The 19,042-nt window shown below is 42.3% G+C and carries 7 protein-coding genes, 1 pseudogene and 2 riboswitches; of the genes and pseudogenes, 1 reads left to right on the forward strand and 7 read right to left on the reverse strand.

Annotated features, from left to right (window positions below; translation table 11 throughout):
- Nucleotides 1-57: 57 nt before the first annotated feature.
- The 5 genes and pseudogenes from ACSBOP_RS16030 to ACSBOP_RS16050 form a co-directional block, all read right to left on the reverse strand.
- Complete coding sequence (locus ACSBOP_RS16030) at nucleotides 58-4,458, reverse strand: MucBP domain-containing protein (protein ID WP_442601526.1); 4,401 nt, start codon at nucleotides 4,456-4,458, stop codon at nucleotides 58-60.
- Nucleotides 4,459-4,536: 78 nt separating this feature from the next.
- Nucleotides 4,537-4,624, reverse strand: a riboswitch (cyclic di-GMP riboswitch).
- Nucleotides 4,625-4,681: 57 nt separating this feature from the next.
- Nucleotides 4,682-4,769, reverse strand: a riboswitch (cyclic di-GMP riboswitch).
- 155 nt (nucleotides 4,770-4,924) lie between these two features.
- A pseudogene (locus tag ACSBOP_RS16035) lies at nucleotides 4,925-6,118 on the reverse strand (DNA-binding protein); the annotation flags it as partial.
- 12 nt (nucleotides 6,119-6,130) lie between these two features.
- Nucleotides 6,131-12,277 carry an immunoglobulin-like domain-containing protein gene (locus ACSBOP_RS16040; RefSeq protein ID WP_442601527.1) on the reverse strand — a complete coding sequence of 2,049 codons (6,147 nt, stop codon included), beginning with the start codon at nucleotides 12,275-12,277 and terminating at the stop codon, nucleotides 6,131-6,133.
- 223 nt (nucleotides 12,278-12,500) lie between these two features.
- A complete protein-coding gene (locus tag ACSBOP_RS16045) occupies nucleotides 12,501-13,523 on the reverse strand; it encodes a proline racemase family protein (RefSeq protein ID WP_442601528.1) in 1,023 nt (340 codons plus the stop codon).
- Nucleotides 13,523-14,710, reverse strand: coding sequence for an NAD(P)/FAD-dependent oxidoreductase (locus tag ACSBOP_RS16050; RefSeq protein WP_442601529.1), 1,188 nt, complete (start codon nucleotides 14,708-14,710; stop codon nucleotides 13,523-13,525). The genes ACSBOP_RS16045 and ACSBOP_RS16050 overlap by 1 nt, the downstream gene beginning before the upstream one ends.
- Nucleotides 14,711-15,008: 298 nt before the next feature.
- Between ACSBOP_RS16050 and ACSBOP_RS16055 the strand changes: the two genes are divergently transcribed.
- On the forward strand, nucleotides 15,009-16,658 hold the full coding sequence (locus ACSBOP_RS16055; RefSeq protein WP_442604501.1) for a sigma-54 interaction domain-containing protein: 1,650 nt from the start codon (nucleotides 15,009-15,011) through the stop codon (nucleotides 16,656-16,658).
- A 277-nt stretch (nucleotides 16,659-16,935) separates the two neighbouring features.
- Here ACSBOP_RS16055 and ACSBOP_RS16060 read toward each other — a convergent pair whose 3' ends face one another.
- Together ACSBOP_RS16060 and ACSBOP_RS16065 are read right to left on the reverse strand one after the other, a co-directional pair.
- Nucleotides 16,936-17,925 carry an ornithine cyclodeaminase family protein gene (locus ACSBOP_RS16060; RefSeq protein ID WP_442601530.1) on the reverse strand — a complete coding sequence of 330 codons (990 nt, stop codon included), beginning with the start codon at nucleotides 17,923-17,925 and terminating at the stop codon, nucleotides 16,936-16,938.
- 31 nt (nucleotides 17,926-17,956) lie between these two features.
- Nucleotides 17,957-18,964: a proline racemase family protein gene (locus ACSBOP_RS16065; RefSeq protein WP_442601531.1), complete on the reverse strand. Its 1,008-nt coding sequence runs from the start codon at nucleotides 18,962-18,964 to the stop codon at nucleotides 17,957-17,959.
- Nucleotides 18,965-19,042: the final 78 nt, after the last annotated feature.

Below are 19,042 nucleotides of genomic sequence, written 5' to 3' on the forward strand. Positions count from 1 at the left end.
AAAGAAGTTCCTCTTCATCCTTGTAGGGTGGGAGGAACTTCTTTTTATCTTTTTAGATTAAGGATAAATGCGATCTGGTTTAATTTCTTTCCAAACTTCAGAATCATTATCACGCGTGTAGTCATGATTATTCGTAGCTTCTTGTACATCTCTGTAGTACCATTTGTCTACTAGATTATCTGGCCATTTCTTCGCGTTTTGGTGAATACCTTCGTTTTTCACTTTACGATTTAATACACTATTGATAAATGCCATCGCTTCTGCACGAGTAATATACTGATCTGGCTTGAACGTTTTGTCATCATAACCTTTGATCCAGCCTTTATTTGCTGCAGATGCGATATATTTTTCAGCCCAATGACCTGTGATATCAGTGAATGAATCATTATCTCTTTCATCGAGCTTATCAAACTTAGATGCGATCGTTGCAAACTCTGCTCTAGTAATTTGAGTTCCTGGTTTGAAAATACCACCTGGGTAACCACTAATCACACCAGCGTTGCTCATTGTCGCGATAAATTTATTCGACCAACGTGCGCTTTCTACATCTGTGAAAGATTGTTTAGTTGAGAAATACTCTTTACGGCTGTTATCTTCCATCAATCTGTAGAAAATAGTCGCTACCTCTTCACGGCTAATGTTATTCTCAGGACGAATCGTACCGTCTGGATAGCCTGTTACATAATCAGCATGAAGATCTTTCTCCAGCTTCGGTGGCAATGGTGGTAATGGCGGTAATACTGGTACTGGCGGTAAAGGAGTCACTGTATTATTGCCATTGCCATTTCCGTTACCTCTGTCCGGGTCCGGATCTGGTCTAGTTTGATTCTTCGTATAGAAGAAGGTGTAGCTTTGTTGATCCTTGTCCGTTACCACGTATGTTGCACTTGCTTGAGTCGCTGTATAACCACTTATCGAAGGCGCTATAAGTGTGAATGGTTTTCCAACTTCACCTGATACTTGAGTTGATGTAGCTAATTCAATATTAGTTCCGCTTTCTAGGTACTTTACAGTTACTTTGTGAGTAACAGGTACTACAACATTTTTCGTGTAAAAGAAGATAAACTCTTGTTGCTCTGAATCAGTTACTGGATATGAATTACTTGGTGTTTTAGGTGTATAACCAGTAATCTGCTTAGCAGTAAGTGGAATTGATTTACCTACTTCACCTGGTACTTGAGTTTGTTCAGCTAGTTTCTCGTTTGTACCACTTTCAAGGTACTTCACAGTTACATTACGAGTAACAGTTTTATTCGCTGTATAGTAGAAAGGATATTCTTGGTTTTCCACATCAGTAATCAAGTACGAAGCACTTAATTGTATAGGTGTATAACCATCTATTGCTACTGCCTTCAACTCAATTCTCTTTCCAACCTGATCCTCTACCGGAATTGATAATGATAATGATTTATTAGTTCCTTCTTCTAAGAACTTTACTATTACTGTAGCGTACTTAATTGTTGGTTCTTTCGCTTTGTAGAAGAAAGTGTGCTCACTCCCAGCTCCGATTGTGAAGTTATGCGTCGGTTCTTGTGCTACGTATCCTTCAATTGTTGGTGCTACTAACTCAATCACTTTACCAACTTCGTCAGTTACTGTTGTTGGTTCCATTAATTTTTTATTAGTTCCAGCTTCCAGGTAATTTACGGTCACTGTTCCTTTGTCTTTCTCTTTTGTTTTGTAGAAGAAAGTGTACTCACTTCCAGCTCCGATTGTGAAATTATGCGTCGGCTCTTGTGCTACGAACCCTTCAATTGCTGGTGCTACTAACTCAATCACTTTACCAACTTCGTCAGTTACTGTTGTTGGTTCCATTAATTTTTTATTAGTTCCAGCTTCCAGGTAATTTACGGTCACTGTTCCTTTGTCTTTCTCTTTTGCTTTGTAGAAGAAAGTGTACTCACTTCCAGCTCCGATTGTGAAGTTATGCGTCGGTTCTTGCGCTACGTACCCTTCAATTCCTGGTGCTACTAACTCAATCACTTTACCGACTTCGTCAGTTACTTTTGTTGGATCCATTAATTTTTTATTTGTTCCAGCTTCCAGGTAATTTACGGTCACTGTTCCTTTATCTTTCTCTTTCGCTTTGTAGAAGAAAGTGTGCTCGCTTCCAGTACCGATTGTGAAGTTATGCGTCGGTTCTTGCGCTACGTACCCTTCAATTTCTGGTGCTACTAACTCAATCACTTTACCGACTTCGTCAGTTACTGTTGTTGGTTCCATTAATTTTTTATTAGTTCCAGCTTCCAGGTAATTTACGGTTACTGTTCCTTTGTCTTTCTCTTTCGCTTTGTAGAAGAAAGTGTGCTCGCTTCCAGTACCAATTGTGAGGTTATGCGTCGGTTCTTGCGCTACATACCCTTCAATTCCTGGTGCTACTAACTCAATCACTTTACCGACTTCGTCAGTTACTGTTGTTGGATTCATTAACTTTTTATTAGTTCCTGCTTCCAGGTAATTTACGGTCACTGTTCCTTTGTCTTTCTCTTTCGCTTTGTAGAAGAAAGTGTGCTCGCTTCCAGTACCGATTGTGAAATTATGCGTCGGTTCTTGCGCTACGTACCCTTCAATTCCTGGTGCTACTAACTCAACCATTTTACCAACTTCGTCAGTTACTGTTGTTGGTTCCATTAATTTTTTATTAGTTCCAGCTTCCAGGTAATTTACAGTCACTGTTCCTTTGTCTTTCTCTTTAGCTTTGTAGTAGAAGATATGCTCGCTTACACTTCCGACTGTAATACTTACAGTCGGATTTTCCGCTATATAACCATCGATTGCAGGTGCTTTTAATTCGATTGTTTTACCAGCCTCAGCACTTTCAGTTGTTGGTTTTTGTAACTCTTTATTTGTTCCAATTTCCAGATACTTCACTGTTACTGTTTTTATTACGGGATTAGCCGTAAATCCAAACCATACAATTTTAGAAGGGTTCGTGGAAGTTAGTTCAACTTCTGTTGGATTTTTTCCTTCTTTAAAAGTATAACCTTTAACTGATGGTGCAGGAACAGTGTAAGTTTTACTTAAATCCAGTGCTTCTTGTCCATTTGGTTTAAAACTTTCACTATAAACCTCATGTGCCTTATCTGGTGACTCGACTGGTTCACCTGTTTCATTTACTGGTTTACCATCAGCATTAACCTTGTAACCTTTTACAAGGATTGATCCTTTTCCGATACTTACTTTCGGTACTTCAAACTCCTTTTTGGTTTGAGTAACAGTAGCATCATTATATGTGATTGTTGTCGTTCCATTAGTTGGATACAACTTACCTGATTCAGGATTTTTCTTTGGATCCATTTTTACTGTATAAGTTAACTGCGCTGGTGCGCCTTCAATTATGTTTCCGACTTTCCATGTAAATGTTTCTTTCGATGCGTCCCACACTAGTGTTCCTTGTGAAGTTGTATAATCGGATGCGGTAAGTTCTTTACCCTGCAACTTCAGATTGAAGAATTCCCCCATTGGATCAACAACGACTGCATCAGCTGCTGCATATACGCTTTTACCTGCTAGTTCGGTAAATACTTTATCTAATTCCGAGCTATTGGATGGATAGTAACCATCACTTTGAACATTCTTTAATACATAAGTAGCGTCCTCATTTCCATTTACTTCAAGACCTACTGTATAGATTTTTATTTTCGAATCTTTTACCATTTTAGCTTCTGATATCGTTCCAATTCCATGATCTTTAATTTCATATTTTTCATCAGGAACCCATACTGGCCACCAGCCTGAATTATCCCAATATCCAGGCTTCTTTATAATGCTGTATCCAGATGTCGAATAACTTTTACCTGTACCAATTTTGTTTTTGTAATTAAAATTAGACAATATAAAATTATGTTTACTACCGATCCATTGTGTGTAGTCAGCAGCTTTACTTGCTTGGTAGCTATACGTTGGTTCACCATCACTTAAAAGTACAATCGCTTTATTTTTAGCACTACTTTTTGAAAGCAACTCATTCGCACGTTTTATTCCTGCTTGGATGTTTGTGCCGCCTTCAGCTTCTATTTTATTAATTTGTTTTTTTAAACCTTCAGCTCCTGATGCACCAACAAAACCAGATACATCTTCTACATTCCCTGAAAATGATACTACTGCAACATTCGAAATCGATCCTTTACCCAACAACAGATCCACAAATTTGTTAGCAGCTTTTTTTGCGTTATCCATGCGTGTGCCTTCCATACTTCCAGACCGATCGATTACAATCACAACGTCTGAGCCAATCTTTAAATTTTTCCCCTCAGCTGTAAGTGTGACTTTCCATTCGTCTTTAATTGAAGTTGGCTCTGCTTTTTTCGTCAGGTTAATTGCTCCTGGATTAGGCCAGATAGGACCGTTACTAGGTGCAGTCTCTGCATAACTTTGAGAAAGTGTCCCTGGTAAAAGTCCCAATAGAATTGCAACCGTGCATAACCAAGTTACTAATCGCTTAAATACTAGTTTCATTGCTTTGTTTCCACTCCTTTAATAAATCGAAATAATCTTTTTACAAACAAAAAAATCCGATTGCAATAACATGATGTTATTTGCAACCGGACGATCATTAGTCAATTGACTTTTAGACTCCTGGCTTTGCGACCTAATCTTTCGAGTTAGTGTGCCTATTCAGTTGTGAATTCATGGACTAACAAAATAAAAAAGCCCCGCTGCATCAACATAAAAGTTCGTTAAATGCAACCGGACGATCATTAGTCAATTGACCCTTAGACTCCTGGCTTTGCGACCTAATCTTTCGAATTAGTGTGCCATATTTAATATTTTGTTCATAGTTTTACAAGTATTGCCAACCTATTCTCTACTATATTTTTTAAGTAGTATTTTGTCAACACCTTATTTTCGATTTTGACAAATAAACACCCTTCAACTCCAACGAGTCGAAGGGTGTCATTTTTACAAGATATATAAGTTACTTCCCATAAGCCCCATTTGCAAATGTGGATGGATCATACCATTTATATCCGCCCGACGGTTGTGACCATGGCTCATTTTTCGGTTCGATTGAATTCTGAGGAATTTCATTCTCAGGTCCTGCAGTAATAAGCTTTGTTTCTAGGCTCAGCTCTAGACCTTGCACTTGATCGAAGCTCTTGTACGTTTCATGTTTACCGAGCCAGTTCATGAGATTAATGAGTAGAACCCCGTCATCGCCTTCCTTAAATCCATCGTATGTCGTTTTGACTTTTCCATTACGCTCGTCTTTATACTTCGGTGTGGCATCTTCAACCGCAGAGGAGTCTCCGATAAAAGCCGCTTTTCCTAAACCGACTTTTGCCACTGCAACATATGGGCCTTCTTCAATTCCACCGCCTGCATAATTGCCTTTATCTACTTTATTCCCCCATACCGATGTCGTCTTTGGTAAATAGACAATTCCTTTGGCTTTATTCGGATCAAGGATAGCAAGCGTGCTGCCCGCATGCATCTCAACCGTTTGGACACCTTTCGTAATTCCGAAAGCCTGTGCAGGCTTCTCAACGATAGAAGGTGTTGTAATATCACCAAGAGCATTGTAGCGAAAACGAATGCCAAAATTCTGCCCGAGCCAATCTGAGCTTTGTACGTCTTGCATAGCTGCTGATGCTTTTTCACCTGCATTCATACCTTTGGTTGGATCGTTCCACGCTCCTCTACGGTAACCGTTAAACGATTCATTCCCATCCCAGCGGTTCATATTACGATCTGCGTTATAGTGATCCCCGATGAAAAAGATGCTTCCCCCTTTTTGCACATATTCCAGCATGGCAGCTTGCTCTGTCACTTTAAATGGAATATTAGCTTCGGGAATTACGAATACATCATATTCTTTCAGGTCGTCATACGTAATAGGTGCTGTCTTACGAAGTTCAGAAACAAAATTCCCTTGCTTTGCAACTCCATTCGCAAAATCCGAGAACCCACCATCAATGACCCAATCCGCTGAACCTGCGGTCTGACCATGTGTATTATCGAACAACACTTTTCCTTTTTGCGTACCGACAGCTGCAATTTTTGGAGCAGGATCTGTTGCTTTCTCGGCCTGTGCAGGGACTAAGAATAGGGCTCCTGCTAAAGTGAGGGAGACAGCTAGAGATATGATCGCCTTCCGTTTTTTTGAAAATAGTACCATGTCCAGACCTCCTTATTTACGAATTGTGATATCGTCGAAATTTATTCTTTTATTGTTTGCGCCTGTCACGCTAATTTTGAAACGAACATTGCCTGTTTCATTGATGGTAAAAATATGTGGAGTTAGTGTACTCTCACTCTCATTAACTAAAGCTATCTCTGTCCAAGTTGAACCCCCATCTGTTGATTTAAATAACTTCCATTGAGACCCTGAATCTGCCCCATAATTTGCGGAGTAAATTTCAAATGTGCTGGCACCCGCTACATCAAAATTCATACTCATATTTCCACCCGTTTTAACACGAGCCGAGTTAGTGCCATTTTTCCTGTCATTACTATCATTTGAAGCCATCGCATTATCCATCGTCCAGATTCCAGAGCTCAATGTCACATTAGAACTTGCGTAACCACCTTTAAAATTGCTATTGAAGCCTTCCACCATCACAACCACTGGATCTGGGTCTGGTTTTGGATCGGGATCTGCACCCTTCACTGCTGGTGTAGCTGCACTTTTCACAGCAATACCTTGAGAAATACCAGCTGAAGCAATAGGTGTAATTTCGAAAGTAATGGTTTTACCCAATTCATTTCCTGTAAGAACATAGCTCGCCTTAACAGCTCCAGCAATTTCAACATCATTCGCATACCATTTGAAAATAGAGATGCCTTCTGGATCATTATCTGCATCCTCATACAAATAGCTACCTGTCAGTGTCTGACCGACAATTGTTGATCCCATTACTTTTACATTCTTGGCCACAGGTGCTGTATTCGGTGTAGGTTTAGGATCTGGCCCTGGATTGGATAACACCTCAACGCCTGTAATTACTTCAAGCGATACAACGGCATTGTAATCATCAATTGTACCGGAGATGCGAACCTGTGAATCGATAGATGCATTATCCAAAATCGTTTTCAGACTTGCCGGAGACCAATATTTAGTAGCGTTAGTCGGCACTTGAATCGCATTGCTCGCTTTAAAGTCTACAACACCTTTTTGATCTGCAATAACAAAAACTTCATTCGCATTGCTCAAGGCGTTTTTCGAAGTTAAGATGCCTACAATTGTAACTGGGGTTCCCTTAGCCTTTGTTCTTGCTTCCGCAACTGTAAGCCCTGCAATTGGCTCTGTGACCGTTAAGGTCAACTGTACCTTCGGTGCATAACCACCAACAGTTCCTTCAAAGCTAAATGTGCCTACTGTGTTTGTATCAGCAGTAGCTGGAGTCCATGCAACATTCATCATCTCAGTTGTTCCATCGTTCATTGTAGCTTTCACTTGTGCGGGTAAGGAGTAGGCAGATCCTTTGACAGTACTAGCTGTGATCAGATCAATCTTGGCAATCTGACGATCTTCGGTCATTGCTTTTACTGTTACTACAAAATTCTTCGTACTCGAAGCTGCGCCTCGTTTAACCGTCGCTGTCAGTGTAACGACTGCATCCGGCTCAGTATTTAAAGGACGCTTAATTGCACCATTTATCTCAACGACTAAAGGATTGCTGGAAATCCATGATACGGTTGTGCCGTTCACACCCGTTGTTGGTAATTGGAGTGCTCCTATTACATGTTGTAAATTTACGTTATCTTTCTTGACTATCTCATCTGTCAAAGCCACCAAAGCACCGTTCACCGCGTCTTGATCGGTCATGACTCCTGCCTCAAGTACGAGTACATACACCGCTTCACTTGCATAACCTTCGTCTGTTTTCACTGCTTTAATTTCAAGCACTGTACCCGCTTCTTGCGGTGGAATAGATACGGAGAATACACCTGTCGCAGGATCCGCAAGCCCTGATCCAAGCGTCAACAAGCCTGTTCGTACCGTGACGGTTGAACCTCGTTTTGCAGTCCCTTTTACATTTGAGTCGCTCTCCGTTACGCCATTTACTTGAATTGGGCTTGCATCCACCTTAAATACTTGAATCGTGTATTCTTTTACCGTATCCGTGCCATTCAAAGTGAACGTTGCAACCAGCACCACATTAACATTTTGAGGAAGTCCTGCTCGTGTGATTTGACCATTCGATACATTCACAATGGAAGAATCCGAGCTATTTTTTAACGTCCATGTAATCTGGGTGTTATTTAAGCCTGATGTAGGCAAATGAATGGAAGGTGCCGTTCCATCATAAGAAATACTCACTTGAGCTGCCGCTTCATCAAGCATATCTTGAACTGATTTCGTCTGAGCTAAGACCGTCAATGTAAATGTTTTTTGTGCTTTTGCAATTCCTTTGGTTAATGTAGCTGTCAATTGGACTTTGGCACCAGGTTCGCCCTTGACAGGTCGAGTCACTTTGCCCGCGTCCGTAATAAACGCTGGTAAATTGGAGCTCCATGTAATACTGGAACCATTTTCGCCTAGATTTGGCAATGCCATATCAGATGTGATGCCTGTCGACTCATCAAGGGTAAGTGAAGTTTGATCATGCGCTACAATTTCAGCATCACTTAGTCCTCCAGTACTGATAAGATCCGTAGACAAGCGAGGATACAACTGCGGTTTATTACTAAATACACCAACGATTCCGGTTACAGAAGCGATGTCGCCATTTTTCAGGGTAGTTGGCACACTATATTTTTGTAAAAACACATCGTAACTCGCACCCGACTTCGTCACCGTAAATTTCTGAACTGTCACATTGGAGACCGTGACATTCTCAACCGTTACTAACTCTCCATAATGAGCTGTAAGTTGGTCGAATGTAACGATTTTTGCTGTAGGAGCAGTTTCTGAACTCAGCTTGGTAACCGCTGACTTATCCAGTTCTACCTCTCCCTGATACGTTAATACTTTTCCGCTTATTTCTACTCGATCTCCTATCGACAGAGTAGTTCCACCATCCACCGTAGGTGAGAATGCCAGCAGCCCCCCGGTGTCGTCTTGCACATAGAAGCTTCCCTTAGCTGCATTGGTACTTACAATTGGTGTCGTTGTAACAATTCCTCGTATCTTAGCGGATGTACCATCTGTAAGTTGACGTACTTTCGCAATCGTTAGCAAAGATGGATCTGGATTCGGATTGCTGCCGCCATCATCTTTTTTAATACGTCCCTCGACTAGATAATTGATCGGATTGTTAAAGCTTTTCACAAAGCTTACGAGTGCCTCAAGGTCCTCTGGGCCTGTTACCGGATTATGACCTAGCTGTCCAATTGGTGCATACTTAGCACCTGTCGCAGTATACATAAAATTATTTACAGCTAATGTATAAGTGCGATCGGCAATAATTGGAGAACCATCTAGGAATGTGATCGAAGTCACCTTATTCTGATCGGGATGATACACATATTTGAACCCGCTAATACTGTAATCTGGGCCATACTGCTTGCTTAATTGCGCATTAACGATCTTCGTTAGATCGGCACCTTTAATATCTACCTTCATCACAATGTTGTTAAATGGCAAAATATTATACAGCTGCCCCCAAGTGATGTCCCCCGCACTTAACTTATCTCGAATTCCGCCACCATTCATAAGTGCAAAATCGGTGTTCATCGCAGCCCGCATACTATCTGCAATCAAGTTACCTAACGCGTGATCTCCATTATTCGTGTAACTGCCTTCCATGGCGTTAACGGTATGACCAACCTTTTGTTCCAATTGTGGGCGAACTTTGTCTGTATATTTTGTGATAATTTCATTTACTTGCTTATCTGGTGTCTGCTTGCTGTGATCCGTGTACACGATCTCTGCTTTTTTCTGAATGATATCTTTCGTAACAGGATCAATGAGCAAATCAATATCTGTAAAAGCTTTTCCATACTCCCATGCTTGCACAATCAATTTGTTATTGACTGTTCCATTGGCTAATTTATGGCTATGCCCTGCCAAAATAACGTCAACTTCATTGTCCAAATGCATAGCCATCGTAGCAGCTGAACCAGTTACTTTATCACCCATGCCTTCTGCATCCATATGCGCAAGCACGATGATCGCTTTGACACCTTGCTTTTTCAGTACTTCGGTGTATTTATTTACAGCGTCTGTTTCATCCGTAAAATCAATATCCTGAATACCGGCAGGCATCACCATATTGGCTGCACTGCGAGTCACGACACCAATAAAACCGATCTTCACGCCATCTATTTCTTTTATCGCATAAGGATCTAATACAAGCTGACCGTTATCTTTATATATAACGTTAGCAGCTAATATTGGAAAATGAATTCCATTATAATTCGGTGTCCCTTTGCCTTGTGGATGCACGCCGCCTTTAATCATGCGAAGCATCTCTGTCGTTCCCTCATCAAACTCATGATTACCAACCGTACCCACATCGAATCCGATTGCTTCCATGGTTTCAATTGTTGGCTCATCTTGTAGGAGTCCAGATACAGGGGAACTGCCACCCCATGCGTCACCTGTCTCTACGAAAAGAGTATGCGCTGGATCTAATGCTTTTATCGTTTTAAAATAACCAGCAAGTACATCCATTCTGCCCACAGTTATGTCGGGGATTTTATCGCCATTCAAATCTTCGCTGTAAGTTTGATCAATTTTGCCATGAAGATCGTTAAGCCCTAACACCCTAACGTGGAACGGTGTAGGTACTGGCGTTGGTGTTGGTGTTGGCGTTGGTGTTGGGGTTGGTGTCGTCGTTGGGGTTGGTGTCGGTGTCGTCGTTGGGGTTGGTGTTGATGTTGGTGTCGGTGTCGGTGTTGGTGTTGATGTTTGTGTCGGTGTCGGTGTTGGTGTTGATGTTGATGTTGGTGTCGGTGTTGATGTTGGTGTCGGTGTTGGTGTTGGCGTTGGTGTGCTTGGGGTCCAAGGTGATCCCGAGCCTGAGCTTGATGATGGAGGTGTTGTAGATGGTGTTGCTGAAGTGGAATCCTTTACCTCTTTGTCATTCACAAGCGTTGTAATACCGGATGACAATGTTAATGCTGATGGTGCCGTGGTGAAGCTTACACCTTTTATATGAACAAAAGCATGACCGATCTTACCACTGCCTTTAATTGTTACAGGGGAATGGAATACGGCATTACGAATCATTGCATTCGCATTCATATCAACGATACTCTGCCAAGCTCCTGAATGCATAGTTAAGCTCTCAATCGCAGCACCATTGTTTAATTCGATAATGACTTGTGGTGCATAGACTTGCAAGTTATCAAAGCTACCTGTTAATCGGATTGTGGATTGTGGGGGGGTGCCAACTTCAACCGATACCCTGCCAAATCCACCTTTTGTCAGACTACGTTCTTCAAGTGTACCTCCAGATAACATATGAGTATGACCTACTGAGGTTGTACCTTGAGCTATTACGCGAACAGCACCATTGTTCTTACGAACTTCTACGTCGCCAAGCTGTGAATCTTCCAGAACAATGCTGTTAGGTCCACCGCCACGAATGATCGTTTTTCCTTTTACCGTGACACCTTGTAAGTGAACATTACCTTCCCCCACACTCTCAGCAAGGATGAGATTACCGGGAATCGTAAGTTTATTCAACTTAACTTCGCTGCTTGTCACAATGAGGTTGTCACCTGTAAATGTGCTAAGCGTACCCGCTTGACCATATACGACCGTACGACTTGTTATTTGTTGGACACGATCTAATGTCGAGACTGCCTCGGCACGTGTAATGTAAGTTGTCGGTTGAAATGAACCATCTGCGTAGCCGGTCATGTAACCTTTACTACTTACAGCTCCAATTGCATCTTTACTCCATTGTGGAATAGACAATTCATCTGTGAATGAACGAACTGATTTGCTGCTAGCAGCATCGAGACGAAGGATAGACTTCATGACCACCGCAACTTCTTGCCTGCTTATAAAAGCATTTGGTCGGATCTTCCCATCTTTATCCCCACTTAAATAACCTGCTGCTTTTGCCTTAGCGATATCTGATGCATACCAATCTTTTGCGCTAACGTCGCTAAACACCGCATCAGACTGTGTTTGAAAATCAAACACACGATTTACAAGAGCAAAAAACTCAGCGCGTGTTACATTCGTATCCGGCTGCATGGCTCCATCCGCGTATCCACGCATCAGACCGAGCTCTGCCCATACCTGCATTTCTTTTTCTGCCCAATGCCCCTTGGTGTCAACCGTGGAAGCATGAGCCCAATAAGGTGCCCCTCCTCCAAAGAATAGACTTACTACAATCGTTAGAGCGAGCAAACATCGTGAGGCTTTACGTAGGAACATCTTATTTTCCTCCTAAAAATGAATCTTGTACGAACAGGACAATCATCCTCATCCTACCGTCATTTTATTAGGACATGATCAAATGCATGTAAATAATTTATTTATTTTTCTGATAATAAAAGCGGCATATTTAACATCATGGATTTTTCAAAACATCCACATGCCAAACATGCCGCTTTTTTATCCTATTTTTCACATCACGAAGATAGATAAAATAATTTCATTAATGATCATCCGCAGGCGGTATGAGTAGATACCCTTCATTTAAGGCATCTTCTTCATTCGTTATAAACGTATGCATGCCCATCATCCATGCTGATCCTTCAATGCGCGTTAACACTGCAGGCAATCCGCCAACTTCACTTGTTCCTACAATTACAGCCCTGAATATAGAACCAACTATACTCTCATGCACGAACTCCTTATTCATCGCAAGCTCACCTTTACTGTATAAGGTTGCAAGCTTCGCAGACGTCCCTGTTCCACACGGAGACCGATCAATTCCACCGGGTGGAACAATAACGGTATTCTTCACATCCGCTTCGGGATGCGTAGGGTCTGTGAAAAATTCAATATGAGTCAGTCCCCTAATCGATGGAATTTCAGGGTGCACAATATCTACCTTATGATTAATCGCTTTGCGGATCCGAATAGCAGTCTCCACAATGGTCGAACCATTCGATGGTATAAGTTCAAGATCAATTTTACGAGCATCTATAATCGCATAAAAATTACCGCCATAAGCGATGTCGCAATACACACTGCCTAATCCTTCAACCTCAACTTCCATACTTGTCAAAAGGAATGCCGGGATATTATGAAAAGCAACCTTCGTCGCCTTCCCATCCACAACCGTGATCGCTGCCTCTACTAATCCGGCTGGCGTGTCGAGCTTGAGAGTTGTTATAGGCTCTGATACTTGAATCATACCCGTCTCCACCAGAGCTGTACACACCCCAATGGTATCATGTCCGCACATTGGCAAATAGCCACCCGTCTCAATATAGATGACCCCAATGTCAGCCTCAGGATGGCATGGTTCAACAAGCAAGGCACCTGACATCACCTCATGCCCTCTTGGTTCATACATCAGAATGCGACGAACATCGTCATGCTCACGCTTCATATAGAGCATTTTCTCCATCATGGTATTGCCAATTAACTTAGGAAGTCCGCTAATCACCGTTCTTGTTGGATTGCCTCCTGTATGTGTATCCACGGTTGTAAATGTCTTCTTTGTTCTCACTACATGTTCACCCTCTCTTTAAATCGCTCGAATCGAAGTGGCTCAGGAGAGATCACCGTCTGTGACTGCTCTGTTATCATTTCACTCATTAGCTTACCTGTTACTGCTGCAAGACTAATGCCATCACCCTCATGACCAGCCGCAATATAAAATCCTGGTAGTTCCTTCACTTCCGACACAATCGGCAGATGATCACTCGTCCACGGTCTTAATCCGGTATAGGTTCGCACAATGTTAAAGTCATTTAATTTTGGATAAAAACGCAATGCCCGCCTTGCCATACAGCGAACGACTTCCATATTGCAAGAGGTATCAAAACCGACAAACTCCCGGCTGCTGCCGATCAAAAAGTTCTGGCTCTCCGTCGGCTCAAATACGAGTGCAACGCCGTACTTTGCCGTTAGTTCGTCTACCTTTCGCTCTCCGCCAAACTTCGAGATCAAATACCCGAACTCCATCACTTTACGCATCCCCACTGGCATCTGTCGCGATGCGACAATGAGATGTCCTTTTCGGGGAACAATCGGAATATCGATACCAACCATCTGACCAATGTGCGGAGCCCACACACCCGCTGCATTCACGATCTTCGAGGCCGTCACATCCCCTTCACTCGTATGAATCGTATAGCCATTAGCAGCTTTATTTCGAGTAATCCCCTTAACTTCCGTCCGTAAGTGAATATGGACACCATACTTCTCGGCGGCATCCTCAAATAATGCATAAGTCAATAAATAGGGATTCACTGTTGAATCTGTCGCACATTCTAGGCCACCTGGCAGATCATCTGCAAGATACGGAGACTCAGCACGAATATCTTGTCGATCTAGCATACGAAATGGTAGACCGAGTGCTTTCTGTCTATCCACCCACTGTTTGGCTGCATCCATCTCCTCATCCGTCTCACATACTAAGATGCTTCCTGGTGCCCGATATTCAAAAGAACAAGTCAAATCCTGACTCAGTTCACTAATGATTTGCTGACTGACCAATGACATTTGACTGTCGAATCCAGGATCTTTATCAATAGCAAGTATATTTCCATCACATCTAGATGATGTGCCGCTTGCTAGCTCCCCTTTTTCAATAACGGTTACATCAATACCCTTCTTCCCCAAAAAATACGCAATCGATGATCCGACGATACCGCCGCCTATAATTGCAACTTCCGTATGGATGACATTCATTATTTTTCCCCTTTGCACAAGTTAAGATTTCGTTATGATTGTTAATTGGATAGGATGCAAAATTGATGCCAGTGGTTTCACCGCTATTTGTTTACTTTCCCCGACTTAAATGTATAAATAAATTTACACTTCTATATATAATGTGTATAATTTATTATTATCATATTATTCTGATAAAAATAAAGGGGTGTAATCAATGAAACACAAACTACCTCATTTATTGAGTCTTCTTCGTACAAATTTTACTTACACGGTTGATAACAGCCCTAAGCAGCCATTTAATCCACCCATTCTCGATATGACTACTCTTAACTGTGAGATGTCTGTCCATTTCTATCAGAATGGAAAGCAGCTCTATTATTGTGATTGTAAATCTATTACACCCTCGATAGCAGATCCAAGATTAGCTTGGCGAGCATCTGCAAGTGTAAGTGAGACTGAATCCATTAAGTCTATTATACAACTTTTTCATGAAAACGATTACATTCTTGTTTATAACGAAGCAAACAAGCCACTTGGATTTCTAGCTTCCCACGATATGATGCAAGCACTATACCAATCACATCAACGCCTAGAGGCGTATTTTGAAGCGATGATCGAGACGATGGATGCATCGATCTCCATGATTGATGAAGATGAACGTACAGTCGTATGGACGAAGGGTGCCGAGCAAATTTTTTCGATAAAAGCGCAGAATATTATCGGCAAGCCGATTTCTGACTTCTTCCCGATCCACATGCTACAAACGCTTCGGGCACTAAAAACAGGCGATTCGGTATTCCGTAAGCTGCATCAGCCAAGACCTGATCTCTATGTTCTCATTAATTCGAACCCCATTATGCTCGATGGTCAAATTATTGGTTCAATTGCCGCTGAAAAAGACATTACGAGTGAGGCACGGCTCAACCAAGAACTATTCAATGCAACAGCCAAAGTCCATCATCTCCAGCAGCAAATGGCTCAGCTCATGCCGTCCGCCGATCCATTCATCCACATTAAAGGAACGAGTCGCGCAATCAAGCATGCTATTGAGATGAGCAGTAAGGTCGGATCGACCAAAGCAACTGTGCTAGTTCTAGGGGAAAGCGGCGTTGGCAAAGAACTATTCGCCAAAGCCATACACGACACCCGGGAGAAATCAGATGCCCCTTTTATCGCCATTAATTGCGGTGCAATTCCGCCATCCTTATTTGAAAGTGAGCTTTTTGGTTATGAAAAAGGGGCCTTCTCAGGCGCAGATCACAATGGCAAGAAAGGAAAAATTGAGCTTGCAAAGGGCGGGACTTTATTCTTAGATGAAATTGGTGAAATGCCACTGGATATGCAAGTCAAACTGCTGCGAGTCCTGCAGGAGAAGAAGTACTATTCGGTCGGCGGGACCAAGCAGCTTGAAGCGGATTTCAGGGTCATAGCTGCAACAAATCGGGATCTCGAGCAGCTTGTTAAAAAGGGCCTATTCCGAGAGGATCTCTACTATCGCCTCAACGTCGTTACTGTGGATATCCCACCTCTTCGTGACCGAAAAGAAGATATTATTGAACTTACGCACTATTTCTTATATGAATTCTCAACCAGCTATAACAGGCTAATTCAAGGCATTCCACAGGAAGTCATGCTTGATCTTATGCAATACGATTGGCCGGGAAATATCAGGGAACTTCGTAATACGGTGGAGAGAATCGTCGTATTTTCTGCGGATGGTTCGGTTAAACGTGAGTACCTGCCTTTGTCCATTTATTCACGTAAAAAATCCGAAGATTACGAAGAACAAGAGCATTTTCCAACGGCAGTTGTCACTCTGCAAAAAGAATTAGAAACCCATGAGAAGCAGATCATTCTTAAGGCTCTTGATCTTGAAAAAGGAAATAAGCAAGCCGCCGCCAAGCGTCTGGGCATGTCCCGGGCAACGCTTTATAATAAAATGAATAAGTTGGGGCTTGGAGAATGACTTAAGAGCGTTTGTTGGTAAAAGTCTGGGCACTACGGAGAAAAGAAGCACTTCCGGTCGCTGTTGAATCCGTGTCCCTTGTTTAGATTGTAGGGTGGGGACACTTCTTCAAAAGGCGATCGCTTCGCTCCTACAGTATGACTTTTCTCCTTCGTTCGACTTTTTGAGCTACCTCTTAATCATTTCACAAGCCTTGTGAAAAAACGATAAGTAACATACAAAAAGCATCCCAAAACGGATGCTTTTTGCTTTTGATACACTTATTACCTTCTGAATCTTATAAATTAACATGCTGTCCAACACCGGCTTGCACCGCTCGATCATACAATACTTTCGCTACGACCACGTCCATTGCAGCTAGTCCCACTGATTTAAACACTGTGATCTCTTCATCATGTTCACGACCTTGCTTGATTCCGCTTACAATCTCGCCAAGCTCAGCATGAATCTCATTAGGCGTAAATACGCACTGCTCTATGGGAATGAGTAGATCTCCCGTCTCGTCTAGTGCCGTTTCAATCGATTCGACCACCACTTTATGCGCCTGTACAATTAATTCGGTTGGCAGCTCCTGCATATGAGGTCGGAAGGAGCCAATTGCATTCACATGTAAACCCGATGTTATCGCTGCTGCCGAGAACACAGGCTCACTTGAATTGGTAGCTGTGATTACAATATCTGCACCTTGCACGGCTTGATCAGCTTCGCTTACGACGTTAATCCGTAGCCCTTTACTTCCAACTTCATTCCGAAGCTCCTCTGCTAACGTATGTGCCTTATCCAAATTGCGATTGTATAGACGAATTTCCTCAATTGTCCGCACACACCTCACTGCCTCGATCATCCCTCTTGATTGAGCACCTGTACCAATTACCCCTAGCACCTTCGCATTCTCACGCGAGAGCAGCTTGGTTGCAAGGCCTGAAGCAGCTCCTGTCCGAATAACCGTTAAGTACGAGGCTTCCAATATCGCCAGCGGCTCACCCGTCATCATATCAGAAAGCACCATCAAGCCATAGATCGTCTTTTTGTTAATCTGCTTGTTATTTGGGTACACCGAAACGAACTTCACACCAAGACTTTTTGCTCCAGCAACAAATGAAGGCATGAACAGCGCTGTTCCATTCCCTTCGGCAACAGGAATGAATGTCCGTATCGGTGCAATTGCCCGCCCACTTGAATATTCAGCTAAAGCCATACCTACTGCTTCAATGACCTCATCCATTTTTACAAGCTGCGCTTGATCTGCAGCGGTTAATACTAACATAAGTCCATCCACCTCATCTATTCAGGAACCCTTAGCTCAGTAAAAATCCATCAGCAAGTGGGTCCGTTGGGTCAACTACAAATTGGTGCAATCCTGTAATAAACGCTTTACCTTCTATTTTAGGAATAATAGCCTTAAATTGTGCAACTTCCGTCTGTTCAATCACTTGAGAGATAAACTGACTGTTCATAATCCCTTCATGAACGAACAATTCACCATTTTCATATTGACCACGTGCATGAAGCGCAGCTAGTCTTGCACAAGTCCCTGTGCCGCATGGAGAACGATCAATCTGCTCTTCGGCAAAGATTGTCACATTTCTTAAATGCGAAGAAGCAATCTGAGGTTCATCGGAGATAATGACACCATAAATATCTCGAAGTTCATGCTCGATTGGATGCTGAACTAGCATCTGGCTCTCGATATTTTCTTTAATCGCGCTTCCTATCTTTTGTAATTCAGGTAAATGCTCGATATCTACTTTCACACCAAGATCTGCAGCATGAACAATTGCATAGAAAGCACCGCCAAAGGCAATATCTACACGCAACTGGCGATTATCAGGTAATGTGACCAACACATCGGATGCGAAGACGAACGAAGGAACATTTTCAAAAGAAACGGATTTCACTTCATTTCCTTCAAGTTGTGCATGGGCGATGATCTTACCTGCGGGACTATCAATAATAATAGTTGGATGATCCCCTTCAACTTGCAAAAATCCAGTCTCGATAACAGCCGTCACAACCGCAATAATGCCATGACCACACATCGAACTATACCCTTCGTTATGCATGAACAGAACACCAAAATCCGCATCAGAACTCACAGGTGGTGTAATGACACAGCCATACATCCCATGATGTCCACGCGGTTCATACATCAGCACCCTGCGGATATGATCCAAGTGCTCGCGGAAGTATGCGCGTTTCTCCAATATCGTATTCCCTTTTAACGGCGGTATCCCACCTGTAATAATACGCAAGGGTTCCCCACCCGTATGGGCATCAATCGTCGTAAATAACTGTTTAATTTGCATCGTTTATCCTCCTTTTTGATGTAACTCCCTTTTTTACAATTTACCTTCATATCACTCACCATTATGCATGCAAGTTAT

The sequence above is a fragment of the Paenibacillus sp. KN14-4R genome (genome assembly GCF_052180255.1).
Lineage (GTDB): Bacteria > Bacillota > Bacilli > Paenibacillales > NBRC-103111 > Paenibacillus_AM.

Excerpts from the sequence above, each read along its gene's own strand:
- ACSBOP_RS16030 (WP_442601526.1), bottom strand. The coding sequence starts at position 4,458 with ATGAAACTAGTATTTAAGCGATTAGTAACTTGGTTATGCACGGTTGCA.
- ACSBOP_RS16040 (WP_442601527.1), bottom strand. The coding sequence starts at position 12,277 with ATGTTCCTACGTAAAGCCTCACGATGTTTGCTCGCTCTAACGATTGTA.
- ACSBOP_RS16050 (WP_442601529.1), bottom strand. The coding sequence starts at position 14,710 with ATGAATGTCATCCATACGGAAGTTGCAATTATAGGCGGCGGTATCGTC.
- ACSBOP_RS16055 (WP_442604501.1), top strand. The coding sequence starts at position 15,009 with ATGACTACTCTTAACTGTGAGATGTCTGTCCATTTCTATCAGAATGGA.
- ACSBOP_RS16060 (WP_442601530.1), bottom strand. The coding sequence starts at position 17,925 with ATGTTAGTATTAACCGCTGCAGATCAAGCGCAGCTTGTAAAAATGGAT.
- ACSBOP_RS16065 (WP_442601531.1), bottom strand. The coding sequence starts at position 18,964 with ATGCAAATTAAACAGTTATTTACGACGATTGATGCCCATACGGGTGGG.